Genomic DNA, 22,069 nt, shown 5'->3' with positions numbered 1-22,069 from the left:
CGGGGGTCCAGAGCCAAGCAGAACAGCGTTGGCGTATGAGGCCCTGGACCCCCGCCTGCGCGGGGGTGACGCGTGAGGTATGGCAACATGTCGACACCTCGACACGTCGCCACCGCGATCAGAACTTCGCCCGCACGCCGGCGATGAAGCGGCGCTCATAGATGTTCTCGTTGAACACCTGATCCTGCCACGTAAGGTAATAGCGCTCGGTCTCGCCGGTCAGGTTCGATGCCTGGCCATAGACGCTGAACTGCGGCGTGATGTCGTAGCTGACCGACGCGTCGAGATAATGGGTCGGCTCCTGATACTGGGCGAGGCCCTGGATGCCGCCATAGTTGGACGAGGCGAGCCGCTTCGAGCGGAAGTTATAGGCGACGCGCGCCTGCAACCCGTATTTCTCGAACCACAAGGCGGCGTTGACCTGATGCTTGCTGTTGTCCTGGAACGGCATCTTGTTGCCGGCCAGATCGACCTGCCCCGCATCGCCCAGCGACAGCGTATAGTTGGCATCGACGCCGAACCCGCCGAGGAAGCCGTTGACGCCGTAATCGGCCAGCGACTGGCGTGCCGATGCCTCGATCCCCTTCAGCGTGCCGCCTTCGCCCTGCGCCAGCGTGTTGGTGATGACCGGACGACGGATCACGCCGTCATTGTCGGGGATATCGGTGCGGGTTTCGGTCGTGGTCGTGATGAAGCTGTCGACCGAGATGTAGAACGCACCGACCGCGACCAGGCTGGAGCGCCCGGTATAATATTCGAGGCTCGCTTCGGCATTGGTCGCGCGCCACGGGTTCAGGTTCGGGTTGCCGCGCGAATCCGCCGTGCGCGCCTCGAACCGGGCCGGGTTCACCTGCGTATTGATCGCGTAATTGACGTTCAGACCGCCGCCCCATTGCAGGAAGTCGAGGACCGTCATCGTCTTCGAGAAGGCAGCGCGGGCGCGCAGCTTGTCGGTCACGTCGAACGCCACGTTGAACGCGGGCAGGAAGTCGGTGAACTCGCGCTTGGTCACGACGTCACCGGCATCGACCCCCGACACGCCATAGGGCTGCGGCGCGCCGACGATGTTCTGGCGCACGTTCAGGCGGGTGTTGACCACCTGCAACCCGCCATTGGCGCGGAACGGCATGCCCAGCAGCACGCCCTCGCCCGACACCTGGCCATAGCCCGAAATCTGGCTGACATTGACCGTGAAGCTGTCGGCCGGATTCACCAGATTCTGGCTGCCCGGATAGAATTTGTTCTGCCACGCCTCGCTGTCGTCCATCGCGTGCGGGTCGAGCGCATAGAGCGCGGGCGCGCCGCCGGCGGGCAGGGCATATTGCTTGATGAGGCCGGCAAAGATCGGGTCGTTCGCCTGCCGGGTATAGCCCGCGGTATAGGCATTGCCCTGCGCATCGCGCACCGCGCACTTGTTGTCGTTCAGGTTGACGTCGAACGCCTTCCACTTGACCAGGCACCCGCCCGCCGGATTGGCGGCATTGTCGGTGTTGCCGGCATAGAAGGGCGACACGCGATCGAAGGTGAACTGGTCGACGCTGCGTTCGCCATAGCGCCCGCCGAACGCCAGCTTCACGCCGTTTTCGGCGGTATATTCGCCGTCGGCGCGCACCGCCCACAGGTCGCCATTCTGATACTGGTTCCCCTCCGACGAAATCGTCTTCAGGCCATAGCGCGACGGATCGGACGCCTGTGCCAGGAACGCGGGCGAGAAGCCGAACACCGGCGCGCCGCTCGAATAGTCGACGGTCGCGGTCTGGCTGTAGATCTGGTAGCCGGTCGGATTGAACTGGCGATCGCCGCCGACCGATGCCGGATAGTTGCCGACGCCGTTATACGCCCATTGCGTGCCGTTGGTCAGGCTGAACTGCGTATAGGCCTGGTCGCGCTTGCGCGACGCCTTGCCGTAAATCCCGCGGATCGTGCCCTTGAACTGGTCGCTCGGCTGCCAGTCGAGCTGGACATTGTAGTTCTGCGATTCACTCTTGGTGCGGAAGGTTTCCGAATAGCTGTCGAAGCTCGGCAGGCTATAGGTATATTGCTGCACCGTGTTGACGTTGTAGCCGTTGACGACCGCGCCGGTATCGCGCGATTTCGTCGGCAGGAACGGCGACGACAGCCAGTCGACATTCTGGAACTGGAACCCGGCGGTACGGTCATATTGCGTCTGGCGGGTGTAGAAACCGTCGGCGGTCAGCTTCAGCGCATCGTTGATCTCGAACTGCAGCGAGGCGTTGGCCCCGAAGCGTTCGCGGTTGGTGATGCGGTTCCACGCGGTGTGCGACTGCGGCGTGATGAACGCGTCGTTGGCGTCGCCATCGCCGTTCACATCGTACCCGATGATCGTGCCCGCGCCATTGCGCACCGCACGCCCCCGGCTCACGCCGTTGTTGCCGGTCGCGAACGCACCCTGGTTGGTCGCGCTGCCGCCTTCGTTGTTCAGCGCGACGCCGTAATCCTGAATCCCACGGAAGCTGTTGCCGAGCGTCAGGTCGCTATAGGCCGCCGACACAAGCACCCCGAACCGGTCGCCGTGATAGGCGATCAGGCCGTTGGCCGATGGGCTCCACTTCTCGGTCTTGTCGCCATATTGCCCTTCGGCAGCGGCCGACAGGGTGAAGCCCTGCTTCAAATCCATCGGCCGGCGGGTCAGCAGGTCGACAGTGCCCGACAGGCCCGCCTGTTGCAGCGATGCGGTCGGCGACTTGAACACCGTCGCGCCCGAGAACAGCTGCGACGGGATGTCGGTGAAGTTCGGCTGTACCGTCGTCACCGAATTGGCGCCGAGGAACTGTTCGCCGTTCATCAGGGTCGTGACCTGCGGCAGGCCGCGGATGTTGACCGCGCCGCCCTCACCCGCCTCGCGCCGGATCTGCACGCCGGGGATGCGTTGCAGCGAATCGGAGATGGTGACGTCGGGCAGCTTGCCGATGTCCTGCGCGCTGATCGCCTCGACCACGCTGTCGGCATTGCGCTTGATCTCGACCGAGCGGGCCTGCGATGCGCGGATGCCGGTGACGACGATGTCGTCGGCGGGTGCCTCGGCCTGATCGGCGGTGGCGACGGGATCGGTCTGGGCCAGTGCCGGTGCGGCAAGTCCCAGGACGGATACTGCCCCCAGCAGCATCGAACGGACGATCGACGACGAACCGTGACGCATGAAAACCTCCCCATGCTGCGGTAGTGCGACGTGGCACTCCGCTTCTATTTAAGAAAATTGATATTAAATAATTTCCGGCGCTGTCAAACGCTCAATCGCGGCGGCCGGCGGATTTGCACGATGCTGACATTTTCGCCACGTCGGCCAACCTTCGCCGGGATGGTTTGGAGGAGAGGATCAGCGGTACGGCTCGCACGCTACCCCGTCCCCATCGCCGTCCATGTCTTCCCGATAGCTGGGCTCACCGGAATAGATCGGAGCGGTACCGGCCGCGCGGGCATCGTTGCAGCCGCCCCATCGATCGCCGGGTTGCGGTTGGCGTGCGCGCGCCAACCCTGCCTGTACGGCAACGGGTTTCAGCGCCGATGTGATGGCGGCGCGGCCATCCTGGTCGATCGCAACCGTGCCGATGCCGATGAGTGCGCCGAGCGCCGCCGCGATGCCGAGGAACCTGACGGCGGCTGTCCGGTCGTTGCGGCGCTGCTCACGTCGGTAGCGCTCGCCCAGCTTGATCGGGACGGCACGAAACGGCTTTTTGAAGCTCATTGGCTATGCAGCGGCAGGAAGGGCTGGGCCAGACATCGGCAGAACGTATCTTCTCCTGTGCTAACAAGCTGTTACCCCACCTCGGCCTCCACCGGGATACGTCCGGCGATACGGACGCGATTACCGATTCGGAACCATGGCGCTCGACAGCTTGACCTGTCGGCATGTCGACACGTAGAGGAGCCGACATGCCGACCATCGCCATCATTTCGCAAAAGGGGGGCGCGGGGAAAACCACGCTCGCGCTGCATCTGGCCGCCGCTGCACAGGCCTCGGGCCGGGTCGCGCTGGTCGTCGATACCGATCCGCAGGCGACCGCCAGCCAATGGGCGGCGTGGCGGCAGGAGGCTCCGCCCGAGGTGATCGACAGCCCCCCGCCCCGCCTGGCCGCCAAGATCGCGGCGGCGAAGGAGCAGGGCGCGGAGGTGATCGTGATCGACACCCCGCCGCACGCCGACAGTGCGGCGCGCGCGGCGGTGGAGGCGGCGGACCTGGTGCTGATCCCGTGCCGGCCCAGCGCCTTCGACCTGTCGGCGATCCAGACGACGGCGAAGCTGGTGCAGCTGTTGCGTCGCCCGGCCTTTGTCGTGTTCACCGCCGGCCCGCCCAATGCGCCGCGCATCTACCAGGAGGCGGGCGAGCTGGTCGACGGCTTCGGCACGCCGCCGTGCCCCGTGCTGCTGCCCGATCGCGCCGCCTACCGCCATGCCAGTGCCGAGGGGCGGACGGTCATGGAAAGCGAACCCGCCGGCAAGGCCGCGGAAGAGGTTCGCGAACTATACAAGTGGACATGTCGACAGCTCGACATGCCTGCCCCCCGTTTCAGAAAGGTCGCGTCATGAGCCGCAAGCCGTCCTTCGCCAACCTGCGCGACCGCACCCCCGCCCCGGCGGTAACCCCCGCGCCGACACCTGCCGCGCCCGCCGCTGCCGACACGAAAGGCCCGGCAAGCCGGCAGGGCCGCAAGCAGATCGCGGGCTTCTTCACCCCCGACATGTCGCTGGCGATGCACATGCTTGCGCGGCGACAGGACCGCAGCCTGCAGGCGCTGATGGCGGAGGCGTTCAACGATGTTCTTCGCAAATATGGCGAAAGTCCCATCGGCGACTGACCGTCGACCTGTCGGGTTGTCGACCTGTCGACGCGTCATGCGGTGGTGCGGCATATTTTGTCGGTGAACAACGCGTGCAGATGAACAAAAGTTAATGTCTGGCATGGACAATCCGGTCGCCGGATTGCAAGAAACCGGCATGGACGTCTCCCGCGAACTTCTTGCCTATGCCATCATCGGCATCGTCTTGCTGATCGGCGGGCCTGCGCTCGGCGTCGTGCTGCACCGCCGCAAACGCCGCAAGCTGCGCCAGCGCGGGATCAAGCGCTACGGCCACTGACGGGCGCCTTTCCTACATCGCGATACCCTGACAGGCTCGCCCGACGCTCTGTACCATCGTCGACGTCCACCACGCTCCCCACGCGCGCCGCTGCAAATAGCGCGCGAGTGTGAACTTAGTGACCTTTGGCAGTTTTCCGCCGTTTCTTGGGTAGGCATCCGCCGCTCCGATCGTCACCCCGGACCCGATCGAAGCCTTCGCAAACCCCGTCCATTCGCCGTGCCCCCGCGCATGGTAAGTCTGCCCACAGGTCCCGCTCCACCGCCGTCCTACCCGACCGCCGCGAAATAATGATTGCCGCCGCTGTCTTCATGGCCGTCGATCAACCGCAACCCAGCCTCCTCCAGCAGCACGCGATACCCCGCCTCGCCCAGCGACCGGGACTCCCGCCCGGTCAGCGTGTCGGTCCAGCGACAGGCGACGGGTGGCGCGCTGAACAGGAACCGCCCACCCGGTCGCAATGCCTGCGCGACCCGGCCGATCACCACCGCCTGCGTCGCGGGCGGTAGCAGGAACAGCAGCCCGATCGCCACCGCACCATCGAAGCGTTGCCCGAAATAGCCGCTCGCCTCCGCCGTCTCGCACGCCGCCGGTGCACCGGGTAGCGCGCGGCGGAACGCGGCGAGCAGGGTCGGGGAGGGGTCGATGCCCGATACCGCGAACCCCGCCCCGGCCAGCGCCAGCGCGACCGGACGTCCGCTGCCGCACCCGATATCGACCACACTGCCCCCCGGCGGCAGGTCCGCCGCCCAGCGGCGCACGACGTCCACCCCCACCTCGCTGCGGATCGCGGCGAACCGCCCGGCAAGCGCCTCCCAGCCATGGGTGGGGTCACTCATCGATGTTCCGACAGGTAGAGGTGTCGACATGTCGGATGGTTAAGATGTCGTGTTGGCATGATGGTCCGCGCGGCTGCCCAGACACCACCGTGCCCCCGCGCAGGCGGGGGCCCAGGGCCAAACAGAACAGCGGCCTGCGCTCGGGACCTTGGACCCCCGCCTGCGCGGGGGTGCGGCGTGGGTACCGGGCGGGACGAAGCAGCTATCGTGCGAACAGATCGCATCAGCCGGGGATGGCAAGGCTGTCCCCCCGCCAACTCCGGACGCTCCCCACCTACGTCGACCGTTCTACCTGTCGACATGTCGATCACGCCGGCACCGTCAGCCGGAACCGCGTCTCGCCGGTGTCAAGCAGCACCAGCTCCCCGCCATGCGCCCGGGCGATCCGGCGGGCCAGCGTCAGGCCGATGCCCGATCCGCCGGCCTTGTCGGTGTGGAAGGCACGAAAGATCCGCGCGCGGTCGGCGGCGGCGATGCCGGGGCCGCTGTCGGCGACCTCGATCGTCAGCTGCGCGCCGCCGGTGATCGACAGCGTGACGCTCGGCGGGGTGGGGGGCGGGGCGGGGGCGGTCAGCGCAGCCTCGGCACCGTTCTGCAGCAGCGCCCACACCGCCTGCACGAGCTGTCCCCGGTCGAGCGTCGCGGTGCCGTCCGCGCGCACCGCCAGTGCGACCGTTTCGCCGAAGCGCCCGGCGAACAGCCGCGCCAGATCGTCGGCCAATTCGCCCAGCGCAACCGGGGCGACGACCGGATCGGGCAGCCGCGCCAGCGCGCGATAGGCGCGGGTAAAGCCCTCCAGCCCCTCCGCCCTGCGGGCCAGCGTGGCGAGGATATCGCCCAGCATCGCATCGCCCTGTGCCGCCGCCGTCACCGCGCTGTCGGCCAGCGACACGATCGGCGACAGGCCGTTCAGCAGTTCGTGGCCGAGGATATCGATCATCTCGTCCTGCGCGCGCTCCTGCGCGGCATGTTCCTCGGCATCGACATCGATCAGCGCGGCAAGGCGGTGCGCGTCGCCCAGCGTCACCGCATCGATCCGCCAGCGCCGCCCGGCATGGCGCAAATGGTGCCGGGCGGGATCGGTCAGCGCGGCGGGCGGGGCAGGGATGCGGTCGTCGGCGACGAACAGCGCGCGGGCGGCGCGGTTGATCGCGCGGACCCGATCGCCCTCGATCCGCAGCAGCGGGACCGGCACCTGGTCGAGCAGCGCGGCGATCGGCCCGTCGCTCGCCCGCGCAAGGGGCGGGGCAGGGGCGGCACCCCGCCGCGCCGCGATCCAGCAGCCGAGCGCCAGCGCCCACGCGACCACGCCGCCCGCACCAAGCAGCGTGCCCCACATCCCCGCCTGCGCAGCGGCCAGCGCGGCGGCCCCGCCGGCGGTGAGGAGGACGCCCGAGCCGAGCGCGGTGAGGGCGCGGCGACGCTCCGGGGTCAGCATGGTCGGCGGCTCGATACGGGTGACAGCGCGGGCAGCGCCGATTGCCCCAAGCCCCCTCGTACCCCGGCGAAGGAACGACCGACCCGCCCGGCCTCCACCGTACCCCCGCGCAGGCGGGGGGGCAGGGTCCCGAACGCAGGGGATTCCTTGGGGCTCTGGATCCCCGCCTGCGCGGGGATACGGGACGGGGATAGTCGGGTCCGACCGCCCCACCTCCGAAGCCGGTCCCCCCTACAACCCATGGCGTGCCATCCGGCGGTACAGTGCGCCCCGGCTCAGCCCCAGCGCGGCCGCTGCGTGGCTGACATTGTGGCGATGTTCGCGCAGCGCCGCCTCGATCACCGCGCGCTCATTCTCGTCGAGGTCGAAGCGGGCGGCGGGGCTTTCCGCCACCGCGATGACGGGATCGGGGGCGAGCAGCGCCGCATCGATCGTGTCGCCCTCGCCCAGCAGGATCGCGCGCTCGACCGCCGCGCCCAGCCCCCGCACCTCGTCCGCCCATGGCCCCGACAGGATGCGCGCCTCCGCCGCCGGCGTGAAACGGGGTATTGGCCGGGCATAGCGCACCGCCGCGATCCGCGCGAAATGGCGCGCGAGCAGCAGCGCATCGTCCGCCCGCGTCGCCAACGGCGGCACCGCGATCTCGACGGTGGCGATGCGGCGGGCGAGCGCGGGCAGGATGCCGGCCGCGCTGTCGGCGATGGCGATGCAGCGCGTCGCGGGCGCGATCCGCGCGAGCAGCCGGGCCTGCGCCACCTCCCCCAACCGGTCGGGATGGCGCAGCAGCAAGGTTGGCGCGGGATTGTCGAGCAGCCCCCACGCCGCATCGTCGCGCAGGTCGATCACCGGCATCGCCGCCCCGGCATGGGGCGATGCGGCGTGGAGCGCGGCGGCGGCCAGCCCGCGTCCCGATCCGGCCGGGCCGGTGACGACCACCCCGGCCTCGGTCGGGCCGATCCGCCGGATCAGCGCGCGCAACCGCTCGATCGCCGGGCTGTCGCCCAGCAGCCGGGCGGGTTCCGCCGCGACCGGCGCGGTCACGGCCACCGCCCGCGGCGCGGCGGCGGCGGCGATGCGGGCGAGCAGGTCGGCGTTGCGCCACGGCTTCATGATGAAGTCGCGCGCGCCGGCGCGCATCGCCTCCACCGCGATCCGCACCCCGCTATGCGCGGTGATGACCACCACCGCAGCCCCCGGATCGTCGGACAGGATGCGCGCCAGCAGCGCCAGCCCCTCCGCCCCGTCGGTGCGGTTCGCGGCATAATTCATGTCGAGCAGGATCACGTCGTAGCGGGCGGCGGCAAGGCGCGACAGCGCCTCCTCCGGTCCGCACGCGCAGTCGATCCGGTGCCGGCCGAGCCGCAGCGCCAGCGCGATCGATTCGGCGATGCTGGCATTGTCGTCGATCAGCAGCACCGACAGGCCGCTTGACGCTGCCGGCGACTGTCCATTTCCGGACAGGCTGTCCACGACCGGACGGTCACCCGGCGGACAGTCGATGGAATATGGGGATAGTTCAGACACTTAGGATTTTCCGCCCCGATCGGTGACACTGGGTCCATGATGACCGAAGCGACACAGGGCGCAAGCACCACCGAAACACCCCCCGGCGCGGCGATGGACAAGCGCATCGCGCGGCCCCGTCGTGCATGGTGGCAACGGCGCGTGACGTGGATCGTGGTTGCGGCGGTGCTGGCGGCGGTGGCGCTGTGGCGCTGGCTGCCCGCCGCCGGATCGACCGATATCGCCGCCAGCGCGATCGAGACGGGCGAGGTCACGCGCGGGGCGTTCGACGATTACCTGCCGGTGCGCGCCACCGTCGCGCCGCGGCTGACCACGCTGGTCGGGGTGCTGTCGGGCGGGCAGGTCGAACAATTGCTGGTGCAGGACGGGGCGATGGTCGCCGCCGGCCAACCGCTCGCCACACTCGCCAACCCCGAACTGCGGTTGGACGTGCTGACCCGCGAGGCGGCGATCGCCAGCCAGCTGGGCAGCATCGCCGGCGAAGGGCTGGGGATCGAGCGCAGCCGGCTCGACCGCTCGGCACAGGTGTCGCAGGCGGAATATGATCTCATCAAGGCGCGGCGCGACCTGGCGATCCGCCAGCAGCTGTTCGACAAGGGGATCGTGACCGAGGCCGGGGTCGCGGGCTACCGCGCCGAGGCGGAATATCAGGCGCGGCGCCTGGCGCAGCTGCGCGCCGGGGCGGGGACCGAGGCGCGGATCACCGCGACGCAGGGGCAGCGCCTGGCGGATACGCAGGCGCGGCTGTCGGGCAACCTTGCGGCGGTGCGCGGCGGGCTGTCGGCGCTGACCATCCGTGCCCCGGCGGCCGGGCGGCTGACCAACTTCACGCTGCAACCGGGCCAGACGCTGAAACCCGGCGACCCGGCGGGGCAGGTCGACAGCGAAGGGTCGTGGAAGCTGACCGCCGATGTCGACGAATATTATCTCGGCCGTGTGGCGGTGGGGCAGAAGGCACGCGCGGAAGGCGCGACCCTGACCGTCAGCAAGGTGCTGCCGGCGGTGAAGGAGGGACGGTTCCGGGTCGAGCTGACCTTCGACACCACGCCCGCCAATCTCAACCGGGGCCAGACCCTCGACATCCGCATCACGCTGGGCGCCGCGTCGAAGGCGGTGGTGGCCCCGGTCGGCGGGTGGCTGGCGGTCGACAATGGTGCGTTCGCCTTCGTCGTCGATGCCGATGGCACCCACGCCACGCGCCGCCCGGTGAAGCTCGGCCGGCGCAATCCGGAAGCGGTCGAGATCCTGTCGGGGCTGACCCCCGGCGACCGCATCGTCACCACCAATTTGTCGTCCGTGAAGGGCGACGCCATCAACATCCGATAAGGGGGGAAGCCCATGATCCGGTTAGAGAATATCCAGCGCCGCTATGTTTCCGACGAAGTGGAGACGACCGCGCTGGCCGACATCAACCTGGCGGTCGAGGCGGGCGAATTCGTCGCGATCATGGGGCCGTCGGGCTGCGGCAAGTCGACGTTGCTCAACACGCTCGGCACCGTCGACCGGCCGACCGGGGGCAAGTACCTGTTCGGCGCGCAGGACCTCGCGACGATGGGCGAGAGCGATCTCGCCAAGTTCCGGGGATCGACGCTCGGCTTCGTGTTCCAGAGCTTCAACCTGATCGACGAGCTGACGATCGAGGAGAATGTGGCGCTCGGCCTCGCCTATCGCGGCGATGCCGGCGACCGGAAAACACGGGTGGCGGCGGCGATGGACAAGGTCGGCATCGCCCACCGCGCCCGCCATTTCCCGCACCAGCTGTCGGGCGGGCAGCAGCAGCGCGCCGCCATCGCCCGCGCGATCGTCGGCGATCCGAAGCTGATCCTGGCCGACGAACCGACCGGCAACCTCGACACCGCCAATGGCGAGCAGGTGATGAACATCCTGATGGGCCTGAACGCCGAAGGTGCGACGATCGTGATGGTCACCCACTCGCCCGCGCATGCCGACATGGCCCGGCGGCGGATCGACATGCTCGACGGGCGGATCGTCGCCAGCGCCATGCGGGCGATGTGAGCTTTCCCGCGGCTCACCCGCAACCCGTGCGTACCCCCGCGCAGGCGGGGGTCCAGGGCCACCAACGCAGTCTTCCCCATTTCCTCTTCGGAGACCTCCCCATGAAACTCCTCCCTCTCGCCCTGCTCGCCACGCTCCTGCCGACCCCGGCCATGGCGCAGGACGTCCGCAGCTTCGCCGCCGCCGGGTTCGACCGTATCGCGGTGCAGGGCTGCGATCATGTCGCCATCACCTTTGGCGCAGGCTTTTCCGTCCGGGCGCAGGGGCAGGCGGGGTCGCTCGCCGCGATCGGCGTCGCAGTGCGCGGTCGGGTGCTGACGCTGCTGCGTGCGAAAGGCACCTGCGACAGCCGCGCGGGCAAGCCCGCCGCGACCATCGCCATCACCCTGCCACGGCTGCAGGCGATCGAGGCGAGCGGCACCGGATCGGTACGCATCGCCGCGCTCGACAGCCCGGCCTTTGCCGCAACGATGCGCGGTACCGGCGGCCTGACCATCGACGGCCTGCGGTCGGATCGCGCGGTCGTCACCCTGTCGGGGACGGGCACGGCAAAGCTGAACGGTGTGCAGGCCGCCCGGCTGTCGCTGGACCTGAGCGGCACCGGCACGATCACCGCCGCCGGCCGCGCCGATGCGCTGGCGATCGCGGCCAGCGGGACGGGTAATGTCGACACGTCGACAATTCGAACGCAGGCGCTGTCGATCCGCGCCAGCGGCACCGGATCGGTGCGCGCCGCCGTCGACGGCCCGGCGGGGATCGACGCCAGCGGCATCGCGCGCGTGACCGTCACCGGCCGTCCGGCCTGTTCGGTGAGCAAGAGCGGCATGGCCCGCGTCACCTGCGGCTGACACGGGAAAGAGGGGACACGCCATGAACCGCTTCGCTTTGCTGTCGCTCTATCGCTCGCTTGTGCGCCACAAGCTCTATGCCGCGCTCAACATCGGCGGCCTTGCGGTCGGGATCGCGGTGTTCCTGATCCTCGGCCTCTATGTCCGGTACGAGACCAGCTATGAAAAATGGCTGCCCGATCACGACAAGGTCTATGTCGTGCAGACGGTGTGGACCATGCCCGACAGCCCGGCGGACGGTGCCTATGCAACGACGATGGGTGGCCTGCTCGACCAGATGCACGAGGATTTTCCGGGCGTCGTCGGCACGCGGATCAGTGGCGGGCAGGGGGCCGGCTCCATCCTGATGAACGGCCGCGCGACCAAGGTCGATGCGGGACAGGTCGATGCGGCGTTCTTCGACGTCTTTCCCCTGCCGATGGTCGCGGGCAATGCGGCGACTGCGCTGGCACAACCGGGCAATGTCGCGATCGACCAGAAGACCGCGCGCGCCTATTTCGGGACCCGCGATCCGATCGGGCAGACATTGGTCGTGTCGATGGACAAGGTGCGGACATACCGCGTCGCCGCCGTGTTCCGCGACCTGCCCGACAACAGCGACCTGAAGCTGTCGGTATTGATGCCGATCACGCAGGATATGGCGAGCCGATACTGGTATCATTGGGGCAGCGCGTCGCTGTCCACCTTCCTGCGGTTCGACACCCCTGCCGCCGCGCGTGCGTTCGAAGGCAAGCTGACCGCGTTCGTCGACCGGCGCGGCAAGGATTTGAGCGACGGCAGTGGCAAGCCATCGGATTTCCAGCATCTGCAACTCCTGCCTCTGACCGACCTGCACCTTGAACCGCAGGGGCAGGACAGCAGCAGCGCGAAGACGACCGTCGTCACGCTGGGGCTGGTGGGTGTGCTGACGCTGCTGATCGCGGTGGTCAATTACGTGAACCTCGCCACCGCGCGCGCCGGCCTGCGCGCCCGCGAAGTCGCGATGCGCAAGGTTCTGGGCGCCGACCGTGCCACGCTGGTGCGCCAGTTCCTGGGGGAGGCGGTACTGACCGTCGCCATCGCCGCGCTGTTCGGGCTGATCCTCGCCGAACTGGGCCTGCCGTTGGTCAATGCAGCGGGCGGGTTGTCGTTGACGATGCCCTATGCACAGGTGGTGCCGGCGCTGGCCGTGCTGACGGTGGTCGTCGGCATGGCTGCGGGGGTGTATCCGGCGATCCTGCTATCGCGCTTTCCCGCCGCTTCGGTGCTGGCATCGGCGCGCTCGCCCGGTGGCGGACGGGCGGGGGCGCGGGTGCGCGAGGCGCTGGTGATCGGGCAGTTCGGCCTTGCCATCGCCTTCATGATCGGGACCGCGGTGCTGGTCGCACAGACGCGGCACGTCCGCGCTGCCGACCTGGGGTTCCAGCGCGATGGGCTGCTGCTGGTGACGTCGGGTACCGACCCGGCAGTGCCGGCGGCGCGCAAGCCTGCCATCCTCGCCGCGATCCGCGCGCTGCCGCAGGTGAAGGACGCCACGATCGCCAATGCGACACCCGGTGGCAGCGGCGAGGGCAACAATACCAACGTGCCGTTGCCCGGCGTCGCCGGATCGGGACCATCGCTGACGTGGGTACGGGTCAGCCCGCGCTTCTTCGAAACGCACGGTGCGCGGCTGATCGCCGGGCGGTGGTTCGACGACGCGCATGGCGCGGACGACATCACCGGGCGCAAGGATAGCGATCCGGCCAACATCGTCATCAACCGCCGCGCGCTGACCCCGTTGCGCTTCGCATTGGCACAGGATGCGATCGGCAAGACGGTGGGCGGCGACCGGCCGCGCACGATCATCGGCGTGGTCGACGACCTACGCTTCGACACGCCGCGCAGCCCGGTCTCGCCGACCTATTACCTGTATTTCCGTTCGCCGGAGGCGATCGAAACCTCGGTCATCGCGATCCGGGTGAGCGGCGACCCGCGCACCGCGCTGACGGCGGTGCGCGACCTGTGGCAGCGGATGGTGCCGCAGGTACCGTTCGCCGGACAGACCGCCGACGAACGCCTCGCCGACTTCTACGAAGCCGACGACCGCGCGACGCGGCTGTTCGGGATCGGCGCGGGGCTCGCCGTGCTGATCGGGTGCGTCGGGCTATGGGGCCTCGCCTCGTTCAACACCGCGCGGCGGACGCGGGAGATCGGCATCCGCAAGACGCTGGGCGCGTCGTCGGGGGACATCGTGAAGCTGCTGGTCGGGCAGTTCCTGCGCCCCGTGCTGATCGCGAACCTTGTTGCCTGGCCGCTGGCGTTCCTTGCGATGCGCACCTGGCTGGCCGGGTTCGAGGATGCGATCGCGCTGTCGCCGCTGTTCTTTATCGGGGCCAGCGTGGTGGCGGTCGCGGTCGCGGTGCTGACCGTGCTCGGCCAGTCGCTGCGCGCCAGTCGGGCGGCACCGGCCTGGGCGTTGCGGCACGATTGAGGGGGAGGGGCGTGGTCGGTGGCCACGCCCGCTTCGTCAGTGGCGGACGTTCGTCACGGTGACCGGCACTTCCGCCCGCGCGAGCGCCGCATCGGTCGTATAGAGTTCGGCCTCCAGATCGATCGCCAGCGCGAGGCAGGCGCGGTCGCCCAGCGACAGTCCGAGCGGACGCGTGGCCGGGCGCAGGTCACCGATCGTCATCGCCTGTGCCGTCGACAGGGGCCGGACATCGAGGTGCAGCCCGCCCAGCACTTCCTGCACTTCGGCCAGCGTCAGGCCACGTTCGCGCAGCTTCGACACCACCTCGCCCAAATTGGTTGCGCCGATCACTGACCGGGTCAGGACGGTTGCGACCCGATCCGCGCCAGGCTCTTCATTCAGCAGGCAGAGCAGGGCGGACGCATCGAGTACGATCCGGTTACTCACGTTCCGCCTCGGCACGACGATCCGCGATCAGCTCATCCGACAGGCTCGTGCCTTCGGGTATGTACCGGCGAAGAATGGCCCGTGCATTTTCCAGTGCCTTGTTGATCGAGCGTACCCGCAGCTCGCCATGGTCGATATCGACCATCACGGTATCTCCGGCGCTGATACCCAGTTCGCGACGCATCGCCGCTGGTATCACCAGCTTGCCCCCTTCGACGATACGAACCCGTTGCGCTTCCATGACCCTAATCCTCAATGGGTATGAACAGCACTATTTGTACCAGAATCAAATAGGGGTGTCACCCTACCATCTAATCTGCATAATAAGGGTATACCCTGAAAACGCACCACGCTGTAACACCCGCAACCGTTCGATCAGGGTCGTTCGCAGCGATATTGAACAGTTCGTACAAAGGGTCTAGAACCTGATCAAACAGAAAGGGGGCTGCGATGGCCTTGTTCGGCTATGCCCGCGTGTCGAGCGACTATCAGGACCTGCGCGTGCAGGAAGCCGCCCTGCGCGCGGCGGGGTGTCAGGCGATCCGGTCGGAAAAGAAATCGGCGACCGGCCGCACCGGGCGCAGCGAGTTGCAGGTCCTGCTCGACTTCCTGCGCGAAGGCGACACGCTGGTCGTCACCCGCATCGACCGCCTCGCGCGGTCGATGAAGGATCTGCAGGATATCGTGCATGAGTTGAAGGGGCGTGGCGTGGCGCTGAAGGCTACCGAACAGCCGATCGATACCGGCACGGCGGCGGGCAAGGCGTTTCTCGACATGCTGGGTGTATTCGCCGAATTCGAGACGAACCTGCGCCGCGAACGCCAGGCAGAGGGGATCGCGGCAGCCAAGGCACGCGGCGTCTACAAGGGCGGCAAGCCGCGCATCGACCCGGAAGCGGTACGGACGCTGGCGGCACAAGGGGTGCGCCCGGCACATATCGCGCGCGAGCTGGGAATTTCGCGCGGCACCGTCTACCGGTTTTTGCCGGGGGCGGACGGTAGAATGGAATAAGCAAACCGTTCGTGCTGAGTAGGGGCTGAGCGAAGTCGAAGACCCGTATCGAAGCACCTGCGGCGGTCCTTCGATACGTCGCTTCAACAAGCTCAGCGACTACTCAGGACGAATGGTTTGGTTCGGCTTCAGCCCGTTCCTAGCCGGTCCTACCCCGCCAACCGGGCGGCATCCGCCTGCCCCTGCCTGGGCAACGGCCCCGGCCGGCCGAGCAGATAGCCCTGCGCCTCGTCGCACCCCTGTTCGCGCAGGAAGGCGAGCTGTTCGGGCGTCTCCACCCCTTCGGCCAGGACGGGAATGTTCAGGCTCTCGCCCAGCGTCAGCACCGCGCGGACGATCGCCGCGGCCTGTGGCGCACCGTTCAGTTCGGCCATGAACGACCGGTCGAGCTTGATCTTGTCGAACGGGAACGACCGGAGCGTCGAGAGCGACGAATAACCGGTGCCGAAATCGTCCATCGCCACCGACACGCCGATCGCCTTCAGCTGGCGCAGGATATGGATCGTGCGCACCGGATCGGCGATCATCGCGGTTTCGGTGATCTCCAGCTCAAGTCGGGCGGGCGACAGGCCGGTGTCGAGTAGCACCTGCTGCACCAGGCGCGGCAGGTCGACATGGCCGAGCTGGACCGGCGACAGGTTGACCGCGATGCGGTGCGGTTCGGCCCAGCTGGCCGCCGTCGCACAGGCGGTACGCAGCACCCATTCGCCGATCGGCAGGATCAGCCCGGATTGCTCGGCCAGGGGGATGAAGTTCGCCGGCGACACGCTGCTGCCATCGGCGCGGGTCCAGCGCAGCAGCGCTTCGTACCCGATGACGGCGCCGGTCTCGACCGATTCCTGCACCTGCCAGTGGAGCGCGAATTCGCCATGGTCGATCGCGGTGCGCAGTTCCTGCACCATCTGCCGGCGCAGCCGCACCGTCTTGTCCATTTCCTCTTCGTAGAAGCACGCATCGACCGTGATCGACGCCTTGGCGCGGTACATCGCCAGGTCGGCATTGTTGATGAGCGTCGAGATTTCGGTGGCGTCGCGCGGCCATAGCGCCACGCCGACGCTCATGCCGCACTGCGCCTCGATCCCGCTGGGGTCGACGAGGACCGGCGCGCCGATCGCATCGCGCAGCCGGTCGATCAGTGCCACGGCATCGTCGGGTTCGGCGACCGGCAGCACCGCGACGAATTCGTCCCCGCCCAGGCGCGCGACGAACTCGCCGGGTAGCAACGCGGCCTTCATCCGTTCGCCGATCCGGGTCAGCATCCGGTCGCCGGCGGCATGGCCGTGCATGTCGTTCACTTCCTTGAACCGGTCGAGGTCGATCGACAGCAGCGCGACCGCGCGGTGTGCGCTGTCGGGGCCGGTCTGGCGCGTCAGCCATTCGAGGAACGAGGTACGGTTGGGCAGCCCGGTCAGACTGTCGTTGCGCGCCAGATGGGCGATGCGGCGTTCCTGCGCGATGCGGGCGCGCAGGTCGCGGATCGAATAGATGGTCTGCGGACAGGCGCGCCGCTGGTCGAAGCGGATCGTGATCTCGACCGGAATGTCGCTGCCGTCGTGCGCGTGCAGCGTCAGCTGAGCGATGCGGTCGGGATCGGCGGTGGCGATGTCGGGAATCCAGCGCGCCAGCGGCTGTCCGATCACCGCCGCGTCGCCGCCGACCAGCGCGGTAAAGGCGGCGTTGACCGCCAGCACCGTGCCGCCCTGCACGATCACCATGCCGTCGACATTGCTCTCCAGCAGCTCGCGCAGGCGGCGGCGGGTATCGGCGCGCGCCTGTGCATCGAGGATATAGGTGGCCAGGCCCGTGCCGACGACCAATGTCCCGACCCCGGCGACCGCGATCGCCATCACGATCGTGGCGGTGCTCGATCCCGTTTCGCCGGCGATGGGGGCAAAGGGGGTGACGACCATCGCCGCCATGCCGGTGAAGTGCAGCAGCACGATGCTGGCGACCATCCATCCGCTGGCCCACCACGGCCCGGCAAAGCGCCCGGTGCTGCGCGCGCGATCGAACGCCAGCGCGCCCAGCGCCACCGCGAACAGCACCGACATCACCACATGCCCCTGCGACCAGCGCACCATGCCGTGCGCGACGAACGCCTGCATGCCAACATAGTGCATCACGCTGACCGTCACGCCGAACACCGCGCCGCCGACCGCCGCCATCGGGTGCCAGCGGCGGGTGGCGAGGTGCAGCGCGCCCGCACTGCCGAAGATGGCGAGCAGCAGCGAGATGCCGGTCAGTCGCGGTTCGTAGGCGACTTCGACGCCGGGCTGATAGGCGATCATCGCGATGAAATGGGTGCACCAGATCGTCGCCCCGGTCGCCGCCCCGCCCAGGAACACCCACGCGATGCGCGTGCCGCGTTCGGCATGGCGGATACGGTCGAGCAGTCGGATCGTAATCAGCGATCCGACAAGGCAGAACCATGCGGCAAGTCCGACCAGGGCCAGGTCATGTTCTTCGGTCAGGCAGGTGATGAAACGCATACGGCGGACTCCATTCGTCCGGCCGTTACGCTTACGTTTCTAAACGAAATGTTATTTTCTTGCGATAGCGGTATCAGGGGTACGATCCGGTACAAATCCGCCATGTCGCGGAACATCCTGCCGCGTGGTCGAATATCGATATGATCCCGTGGGATTCTCTCATTTTCAGTTGCTTGCCGGGCGATGCTGGATGCGCCGGCATGCCAAAGTTCACAAAGTTCACACTCGCCACGTTTTTGTGTGCCGTGCGGTTCCGGTCCTGTCCCCGGCGCGGCGCGGGCGGGGGCAGAGGGATGCGGAACGACAGTGACGGGGGCGTGGCGTGTAGGAAAGCGGTTCGATGCCATCCACGCCGGTTTTTCTACGGGATATCCGTATATCGACTTGCCTGAGTACGGATTACCCGTATATTTGCTGCTGTGCAGTCGGTTATCGAAACCAATGCCTATCTCGCAGCGGCCAAGGACGTGGGCATGAGCGCCGACGAACAGCAGGCGGTGGTCGACCTGATCGCTGCCAATCCGGAAGCCGGTGAGATCATGCCTGGATGCGGTGGGGCCAGAAAGCTGCGGGTCGCCCGGCCGGGTGGCGGCAAGTCGGGCGGATATCGCATCATCACCTATTGGGCCGGACCCGCTGTGCCGACATTCCTGCTGACGGTGTTCGGCAAGAACGAGAAGATCAACCTTACCAAGAGCGAGCGCAACGCGCTGGCCGGCCTGACCAAGACACTGGCGGACAGCCTGAGGAGACAGCGATGAAGAACGCCTTCGACAAGATTGCGGCCGGTCTGGGCGACGCCATTGCCCATGCCGATGGTGCGGCGAACCGGGCAAGGATCGCGGCACCGATCGACGTGGCAGCAATCCGCAAGCGAACCGGCAAGACCCAGCATCAGTTCGCGCGGGCTTATCGCCTTCCCGTTGGAACGGTGCGTGATTGGGAGCAGCGCCGCAGCCAGCCAGACGCCCCGGCACGGGTATTGTTGGAACTGATCGGCGCGGAACCGGAGACGATCGAAAGGCTGGTCCAGCGCGGCTGACCGGCGGCGCTTTATCAACTGTTGATAGGCGTATAGGCTGCCGCCCTGAAGGAGAATGGCGATGATCAGCGCGGATCTGGGAAAGTAGCTGGAAGGGTTCGTGGCAAAGCTGGTCGCGGAGGGGCGCTATAATTCCAAGAGCGAGGTGCTGCGCGAAGGGGTTCGGCTGATCCAGGACCGCGAGGCGCGACTGGCCGCGCTGGATGCGTCGATCGCCCGTGGGATCGCCGATGCCGATGCGGGGCGGGTTCGTGACCTTGATGTCGTTTTCGACGAACTGATCGGTGCCTTGGAGCGAAGGGCTGGTGGGAAAGCCGGATGAAGATCGCCGTCACACCAAGGGCACAGGCTGGCCCCAGGCAACTCGTGCTGCGCTTTTCAGAATTCAGGCCGTACCCCCGCGCAGGCGGGGGTCCAGGGTAACGACAGGGCAACATTTGTGGCTCTGGACCCCCGCCTGCGCGGGGGTACGGCCGCAAGATTGATTGGTCCTGAACCCCACCGCGAAGTCGACCGGGCATCGGGACTGTGCTGACCACCCATCGCCCTACATGTCGACACGTCGACCTGTCGCTTCCGCCGCCATGCCGCGCACGTCGACCCGCGCCTTCAGCCGGGCGCCGAGCAGCGCCGTCCCGCTGATCTTGCGCTGGACGAACAGCGTTTCGACATGCGGTACGTGCCACGTTGCACGATCGGCGGCGAGGGCCTTTGCCTCTTCGCGCACGACGGGCACGAAGGCGCGGTCGCCGAAGTCGAACGGGCCGGGCCGCGCCATCGCGTCGTCGATCGCGGCGATGATCCGGTCGACGGCGGCGCGGTGGGCGCGCACGGCCGCCCCGCCCAGGAACCCGGTTTCGACCGCCACGTCGCGGATCGTGTCGCGGTCGTGGGCAAGGCCCGCAGCAATCAAGCGGCGGTACGCATCGGCGGTGTCCGCCGGCACCGGTCGCGTCGCGCCGAAATCGAGCAGGACGATGCGCCCGCTATCCGCCTGCCAGCGGTAATTGGCGAAATTGGGGTCGGTCTGCATCTCGCCGAAGTCGAACAGTTCGCGCAGGCACAGGTCGATCAGTGCGGTCATCGCGGCGTCGCGGGTCGCCTGTGGCGCGGTCGCCAGCCCCTCGATCGGGGTGCCGTCGATATAGTCCATCGCGAGGATGCGGGTGGTGGTCAGCGCTTCGACCGGGCGCGGCACGGCATAGCGCGGATCGCCCGCCAAGCGATCGGCATAGCGGCGCATCGCGTCGGCCTCGCGCGCGTAATCGGCTTCGTCGGCCAGCTGGCGCTTCGCCTCGGCGAGCAGGGGTTTCAGGTCCAGTTCGCGCGGCAACAGGTTGGACACGCGCAGCAGCGTGGCGACGTTGTCGACATCGGCGTCGATGCTTTCGCGGACGCCGGGATATTGCACCTTGATCGCGAGGCGCCGGCCATCGGCCAGCTCGGCGCGGTGGACCTGCCCGATCGAGGCGGCGGCGATCGGGTTCGCATCGAACTTCGCCAGCTTGCCACGCCAGTCCGGCCCCCATTCGGCGATCAGCAGCTTGTCGAGCTGCGCCGGGGGCATGGTCTGCCCCTGGTTACGCAATTGGGCGAGGATGGTGGCGAGTTCGGGGGGCAACAGGTCGCCCGCGTCCATCGAGATCATCTGCCCGAGCTTCATCGCCGCCCCGCGCAGGTGCGACAGCCGGTCGGCCATGCGCTTGGCATTGGCGGGGGTGAGGATCAGGTCGCCCATGCGCGGCCGCTCCCCGCTGGCGATGCGGCGCGCGCCCTCGGCCAGCATCCCGCCCGCGATGCCGCCGGCAAGACGCCCAAAGCCGGACAGGCGCGACAAACGGCCGCTGGGTACGGCGCGGCCGGGGCGAAGGGGTTCGTCGGTCATGGGGGTGGAGCGAGCAGGCGGGGTTGTGGTTCCGCCACGTGCCCGAAGGGGTGGGGGGAGCAAGGCCGGGCCGTCCGCGTTGGGTGACCATGTTGCTGTGGAGAGCCTATGTGGCGGACGATGTGCCGCCCCCCGACGACCGCGACCGGGCGCGGATCAAGGCGGCGATCGGCGGCCGCTTGCCCGATGCCTATTGGGCGCTGGTCATGGCGCATCAGGGCAAGGTCCCCGAGGGAGGGGAGGGCGATCCACCGCCGATCGGTGTGCTGCTGCTGGCCAATGCATCCGACCGCGTAGGCGATGGCGACCGCAGCTATTGCATCGAGGAGTGCTGGCGGGCGATGCGCGACTACTATCCCGCAGGCCTGCTGCCCTTTTCCGACGATACCGGTGGCAATGTGTGGGCATTTGATTTCCGCCGCGATCCCGAACGACCGGCGGTGGTGTTCATCGACCATGAGATCGAGGGCGAGGCGGGGATCACGCCCGTTGCGCCCGACTTTGCCGGTTATTGGGCACTGGTGACAGGCACGGCATGAGCGGGTTCGGCGACCTTGCCGCCGCGAGGGGGAGCGGAACGCCGTGGGACGCGCTGGTCCCGGTGCAGGCGGCGCGACTGGCCGGGAGTGCCCGGCGTTTTCCTCACGTTTCTTGGCACGGTCGGCGCGGGCAGCCTGGGCGTTGGCTATCAGCTCTATGACGGCCTGGTCCCGGCGGGCGAGCTGTATGACAGCGACGCGGCGGTCGCGCTGTTCGGCGATGATCTGCAAGGGGTCGGCCATGGGTTCGCGCTGCCGGACGGGCAGATGGTCGAACTGGATGCGACCAATGGCAACGTCCGCCCGGTCGCGACGTCGTTCGCGGTGTTCATCCGCGCGACGATCGCCGATCTGGCATGATCGACGCGCTGTCCGACCTGCCGGCCCTGTCCGCACGCTGGCTCGCGCCGCTCAGGGACGTACCGAACCCGTTGTCGTAACGGGATATTATACAAGCCAGGAG

22 protein-coding genes are annotated in these 22,069 nt (G+C 68.0%); 13 read left to right on the top strand and 9 right to left on the bottom strand.

All coding sequences use genetic code 11. The annotated features are described in order from the left end of the window. Nucleotides 1-118 precede the first annotated feature (118 nt). On the bottom strand, nucleotides 119-3,160 hold the full coding sequence (locus tag ASE58_RS17215) for a TonB-dependent receptor (RefSeq protein WP_055824243.1): 3,042 nt from the start codon (nucleotides 3,158-3,160) through the stop codon (nucleotides 119-121). A gap of 177 nt (nucleotides 3,161-3,337) precedes the next feature. Continuing rightward, entirely contained in the window at nucleotides 3,338-3,706 is a 369-nt protein-coding gene (locus tag ASE58_RS17695; RefSeq protein ID WP_082468225.1) for an excalibur calcium-binding domain-containing protein, read from the bottom strand. Nucleotides 3,707-3,894: 188 nt separating this feature from the next. Here ASE58_RS17695 and parA point away from each other — a divergent pair, with 188 nt between their 5' ends. The 3 genes from parA to ASE58_RS18080 all read left to right on the top strand — a co-directional run bounded on the left by parA (nucleotide 3,895) and on the right by ASE58_RS18080 (nucleotide 5,097). Then, nucleotides 3,895-4,548 carry a ParA family partition ATPase gene (parA, locus tag ASE58_RS17205; protein WP_055764050.1) on the top strand — a complete coding sequence of 218 codons (654 nt, stop codon included), beginning with the start codon at nucleotides 3,895-3,897 and terminating at the stop codon, nucleotides 4,546-4,548. After that, nucleotides 4,545-4,817: a ribbon-helix-helix domain-containing protein gene (locus ASE58_RS17200; protein WP_055824240.1), complete on the top strand. Its 273-nt coding sequence runs from the start codon at nucleotides 4,545-4,547 to the stop codon at nucleotides 4,815-4,817. The genes parA and ASE58_RS17200 overlap by 4 nt, the downstream gene beginning before the upstream one ends. Before the next feature lie 103 nt (nucleotides 4,818-4,920). Continuing rightward, nucleotides 4,921-5,097, top strand: coding sequence for a hypothetical protein (locus ASE58_RS18080; protein WP_156347821.1), 177 nt, complete (start codon nucleotides 4,921-4,923; stop codon nucleotides 5,095-5,097). A gap of 269 nt (nucleotides 5,098-5,366) precedes the next feature. On the opposite strand, the gene ASE58_RS17195 is transcribed toward ASE58_RS18080, so the two are convergent. The 3 genes from ASE58_RS17195 to ASE58_RS17185 form a co-directional block, all read right to left on the bottom strand. After that, nucleotides 5,367-5,936 carry a class I SAM-dependent methyltransferase gene (locus ASE58_RS17195; RefSeq protein ID WP_055824236.1) on the bottom strand — a complete coding sequence of 190 codons (570 nt, stop codon included), beginning with the start codon at nucleotides 5,934-5,936 and terminating at the stop codon, nucleotides 5,367-5,369. Between the two features lie 307 nt (nucleotides 5,937-6,243). Next, the gene (locus tag ASE58_RS17190; protein WP_055824233.1) at nucleotides 6,244-7,374 is read right to left on the bottom strand and encodes a sensor histidine kinase; all 1,131 of its coding nucleotides are present in this window, start codon (nucleotides 7,372-7,374) and stop codon (nucleotides 6,244-6,246) included. A 231-nt stretch (nucleotides 7,375-7,605) separates the two neighbouring features. Beyond that, nucleotides 7,606-8,844 (bottom strand): sigma-54-dependent transcriptional regulator, encoded by a 1,239-nt coding sequence (locus tag ASE58_RS17185; RefSeq protein ID WP_235515934.1) that lies wholly within the window; start codon nucleotides 8,842-8,844, stop codon nucleotides 7,606-7,608. Between the two features lie 90 nt (nucleotides 8,845-8,934). On the opposite strand from ASE58_RS17185, the gene ASE58_RS17180 reads away from it, so the two are divergent. The 4 genes from ASE58_RS17180 to ASE58_RS17165 all read left to right on the top strand — a co-directional run bounded on the left by ASE58_RS17180 (nucleotide 8,935) and on the right by ASE58_RS17165 (nucleotide 14,214). Beyond that, on the top strand, nucleotides 8,935-10,224 hold the full coding sequence (locus ASE58_RS17180; protein ID WP_235515933.1) for an efflux RND transporter periplasmic adaptor subunit: 1,290 nt from the start codon (nucleotides 8,935-8,937) through the stop codon (nucleotides 10,222-10,224). A 12-nt stretch (nucleotides 10,225-10,236) separates the two neighbouring features. Further along, nucleotides 10,237-10,914 (top strand): ABC transporter ATP-binding protein, encoded by a 678-nt coding sequence (locus ASE58_RS17175; protein ID WP_055824230.1) that lies wholly within the window; start codon nucleotides 10,237-10,239, stop codon nucleotides 10,912-10,914. Nucleotides 10,915-11,015: 101 nt separating this feature from the next. Next, complete coding sequence (locus ASE58_RS17170) at nucleotides 11,016-11,762, top strand: GIN domain-containing protein (RefSeq protein WP_055824227.1); 747 nt, start codon at nucleotides 11,016-11,018, stop codon at nucleotides 11,760-11,762. Between the two features lie 22 nt (nucleotides 11,763-11,784). Next, nucleotides 11,785-14,214, top strand: a complete 2,430-nt coding sequence (locus tag ASE58_RS17165) for an ABC transporter permease (protein WP_055824224.1) — start codon at nucleotides 11,785-11,787, stop codon at nucleotides 14,212-14,214. 36 nt (nucleotides 14,215-14,250) lie between these two features. Here ASE58_RS17165 and ASE58_RS17160 read toward each other — a convergent pair whose 3' ends face one another. Both ASE58_RS17160 and ASE58_RS17155 read right to left on the bottom strand, forming a co-directional pair. Beyond that, complete coding sequence (locus tag ASE58_RS17160) at nucleotides 14,251-14,640, bottom strand: type II toxin-antitoxin system VapC family toxin (RefSeq protein WP_055824221.1); 390 nt, start codon at nucleotides 14,638-14,640, stop codon at nucleotides 14,251-14,253. Further along, nucleotides 14,633-14,881 (bottom strand): AbrB/MazE/SpoVT family DNA-binding domain-containing protein, encoded by a 249-nt coding sequence (locus ASE58_RS17155; RefSeq protein WP_055824219.1) that lies wholly within the window; start codon nucleotides 14,879-14,881, stop codon nucleotides 14,633-14,635. Before ASE58_RS17155 ends, ASE58_RS17160 begins: the two co-directional genes overlap by 8 nt. A gap of 209 nt (nucleotides 14,882-15,090) precedes the next feature. Between ASE58_RS17155 and ASE58_RS17150 the strand changes: the two genes are divergently transcribed. Beyond that, nucleotides 15,091-15,651, top strand: coding sequence for a recombinase family protein (locus ASE58_RS17150; protein WP_055824216.1), 561 nt, complete (start codon nucleotides 15,091-15,093; stop codon nucleotides 15,649-15,651). Nucleotides 15,652-15,800: 149 nt separating this feature from the next. On the opposite strand, the gene ASE58_RS17145 is transcribed toward ASE58_RS17150, so the two are convergent. Beyond that, nucleotides 15,801-18,140 (bottom strand): bifunctional diguanylate cyclase/phosphodiesterase, encoded by a 2,340-nt coding sequence (locus tag ASE58_RS17145; RefSeq protein ID WP_055824214.1) that lies wholly within the window; start codon nucleotides 18,138-18,140, stop codon nucleotides 15,801-15,803. Nucleotides 18,141-18,559: 419 nt separating this feature from the next. On the opposite strand from ASE58_RS17145, the gene ASE58_RS17140 reads away from it, so the two are divergent. The 3 genes from ASE58_RS17140 (at nucleotide 18,560) to ASE58_RS17130 (ending at nucleotide 19,504) form a co-directional block, all read left to right on the top strand. After that, complete coding sequence (locus ASE58_RS17140; RefSeq protein WP_055824211.1) at nucleotides 18,560-18,901, top strand: type II toxin-antitoxin system RelE/ParE family toxin; 342 nt, start codon at nucleotides 18,560-18,562, stop codon at nucleotides 18,899-18,901. Beyond that, nucleotides 18,898-19,182, top strand: coding sequence for a helix-turn-helix domain-containing protein (locus ASE58_RS17135; protein WP_055824209.1), 285 nt, complete (start codon nucleotides 18,898-18,900; stop codon nucleotides 19,180-19,182). The genes ASE58_RS17140 and ASE58_RS17135 overlap by 4 nt, the downstream gene beginning before the upstream one ends. Nucleotides 19,183-19,282: 100 nt before the next feature. Continuing rightward, nucleotides 19,283-19,504 carry a type II toxin-antitoxin system ParD family antitoxin gene (locus ASE58_RS17130; protein WP_235513677.1) on the top strand — a complete coding sequence of 74 codons (222 nt, stop codon included), beginning with the start codon at nucleotides 19,283-19,285 and terminating at the stop codon, nucleotides 19,502-19,504. A gap of 225 nt (nucleotides 19,505-19,729) precedes the next feature. On the opposite strand, the gene ASE58_RS17125 is transcribed toward ASE58_RS17130, so the two are convergent. Next, nucleotides 19,730-21,067, bottom strand: coding sequence for an ABC1 kinase family protein (locus tag ASE58_RS17125; RefSeq protein ID WP_055824206.1), 1,338 nt, complete (start codon nucleotides 21,065-21,067; stop codon nucleotides 19,730-19,732). 89 nt (nucleotides 21,068-21,156) lie between these two features. On the opposite strand from ASE58_RS17125, the gene ASE58_RS17120 reads away from it, so the two are divergent. Next, on the top strand, nucleotides 21,157-21,606 hold the full coding sequence (locus tag ASE58_RS17120; protein ID WP_082468223.1) for an SMI1/KNR4 family protein: 450 nt from the start codon (nucleotides 21,157-21,159) through the stop codon (nucleotides 21,604-21,606). An 87-nt stretch (nucleotides 21,607-21,693) separates the two neighbouring features. After that, nucleotides 21,694-21,966 (top strand): hypothetical protein, encoded by a 273-nt coding sequence (locus ASE58_RS17115; protein WP_055824198.1) that lies wholly within the window; start codon nucleotides 21,694-21,696, stop codon nucleotides 21,964-21,966. Nucleotides 21,967-22,069: the final 103 nt, after the last annotated feature.

Origin of the sequence: Sphingomonas sp. Leaf9, assembly GCF_001421355.1 — a bacterium.
In the GTDB taxonomy this organism is placed as follows: Bacteria; Pseudomonadota; Alphaproteobacteria; order Sphingomonadales; family Sphingomonadaceae; genus Sphingomonas.
Note: the sequence above shows the minus strand (reverse complement) of the source record. Positions and strands in the feature narration are given on the sequence as shown.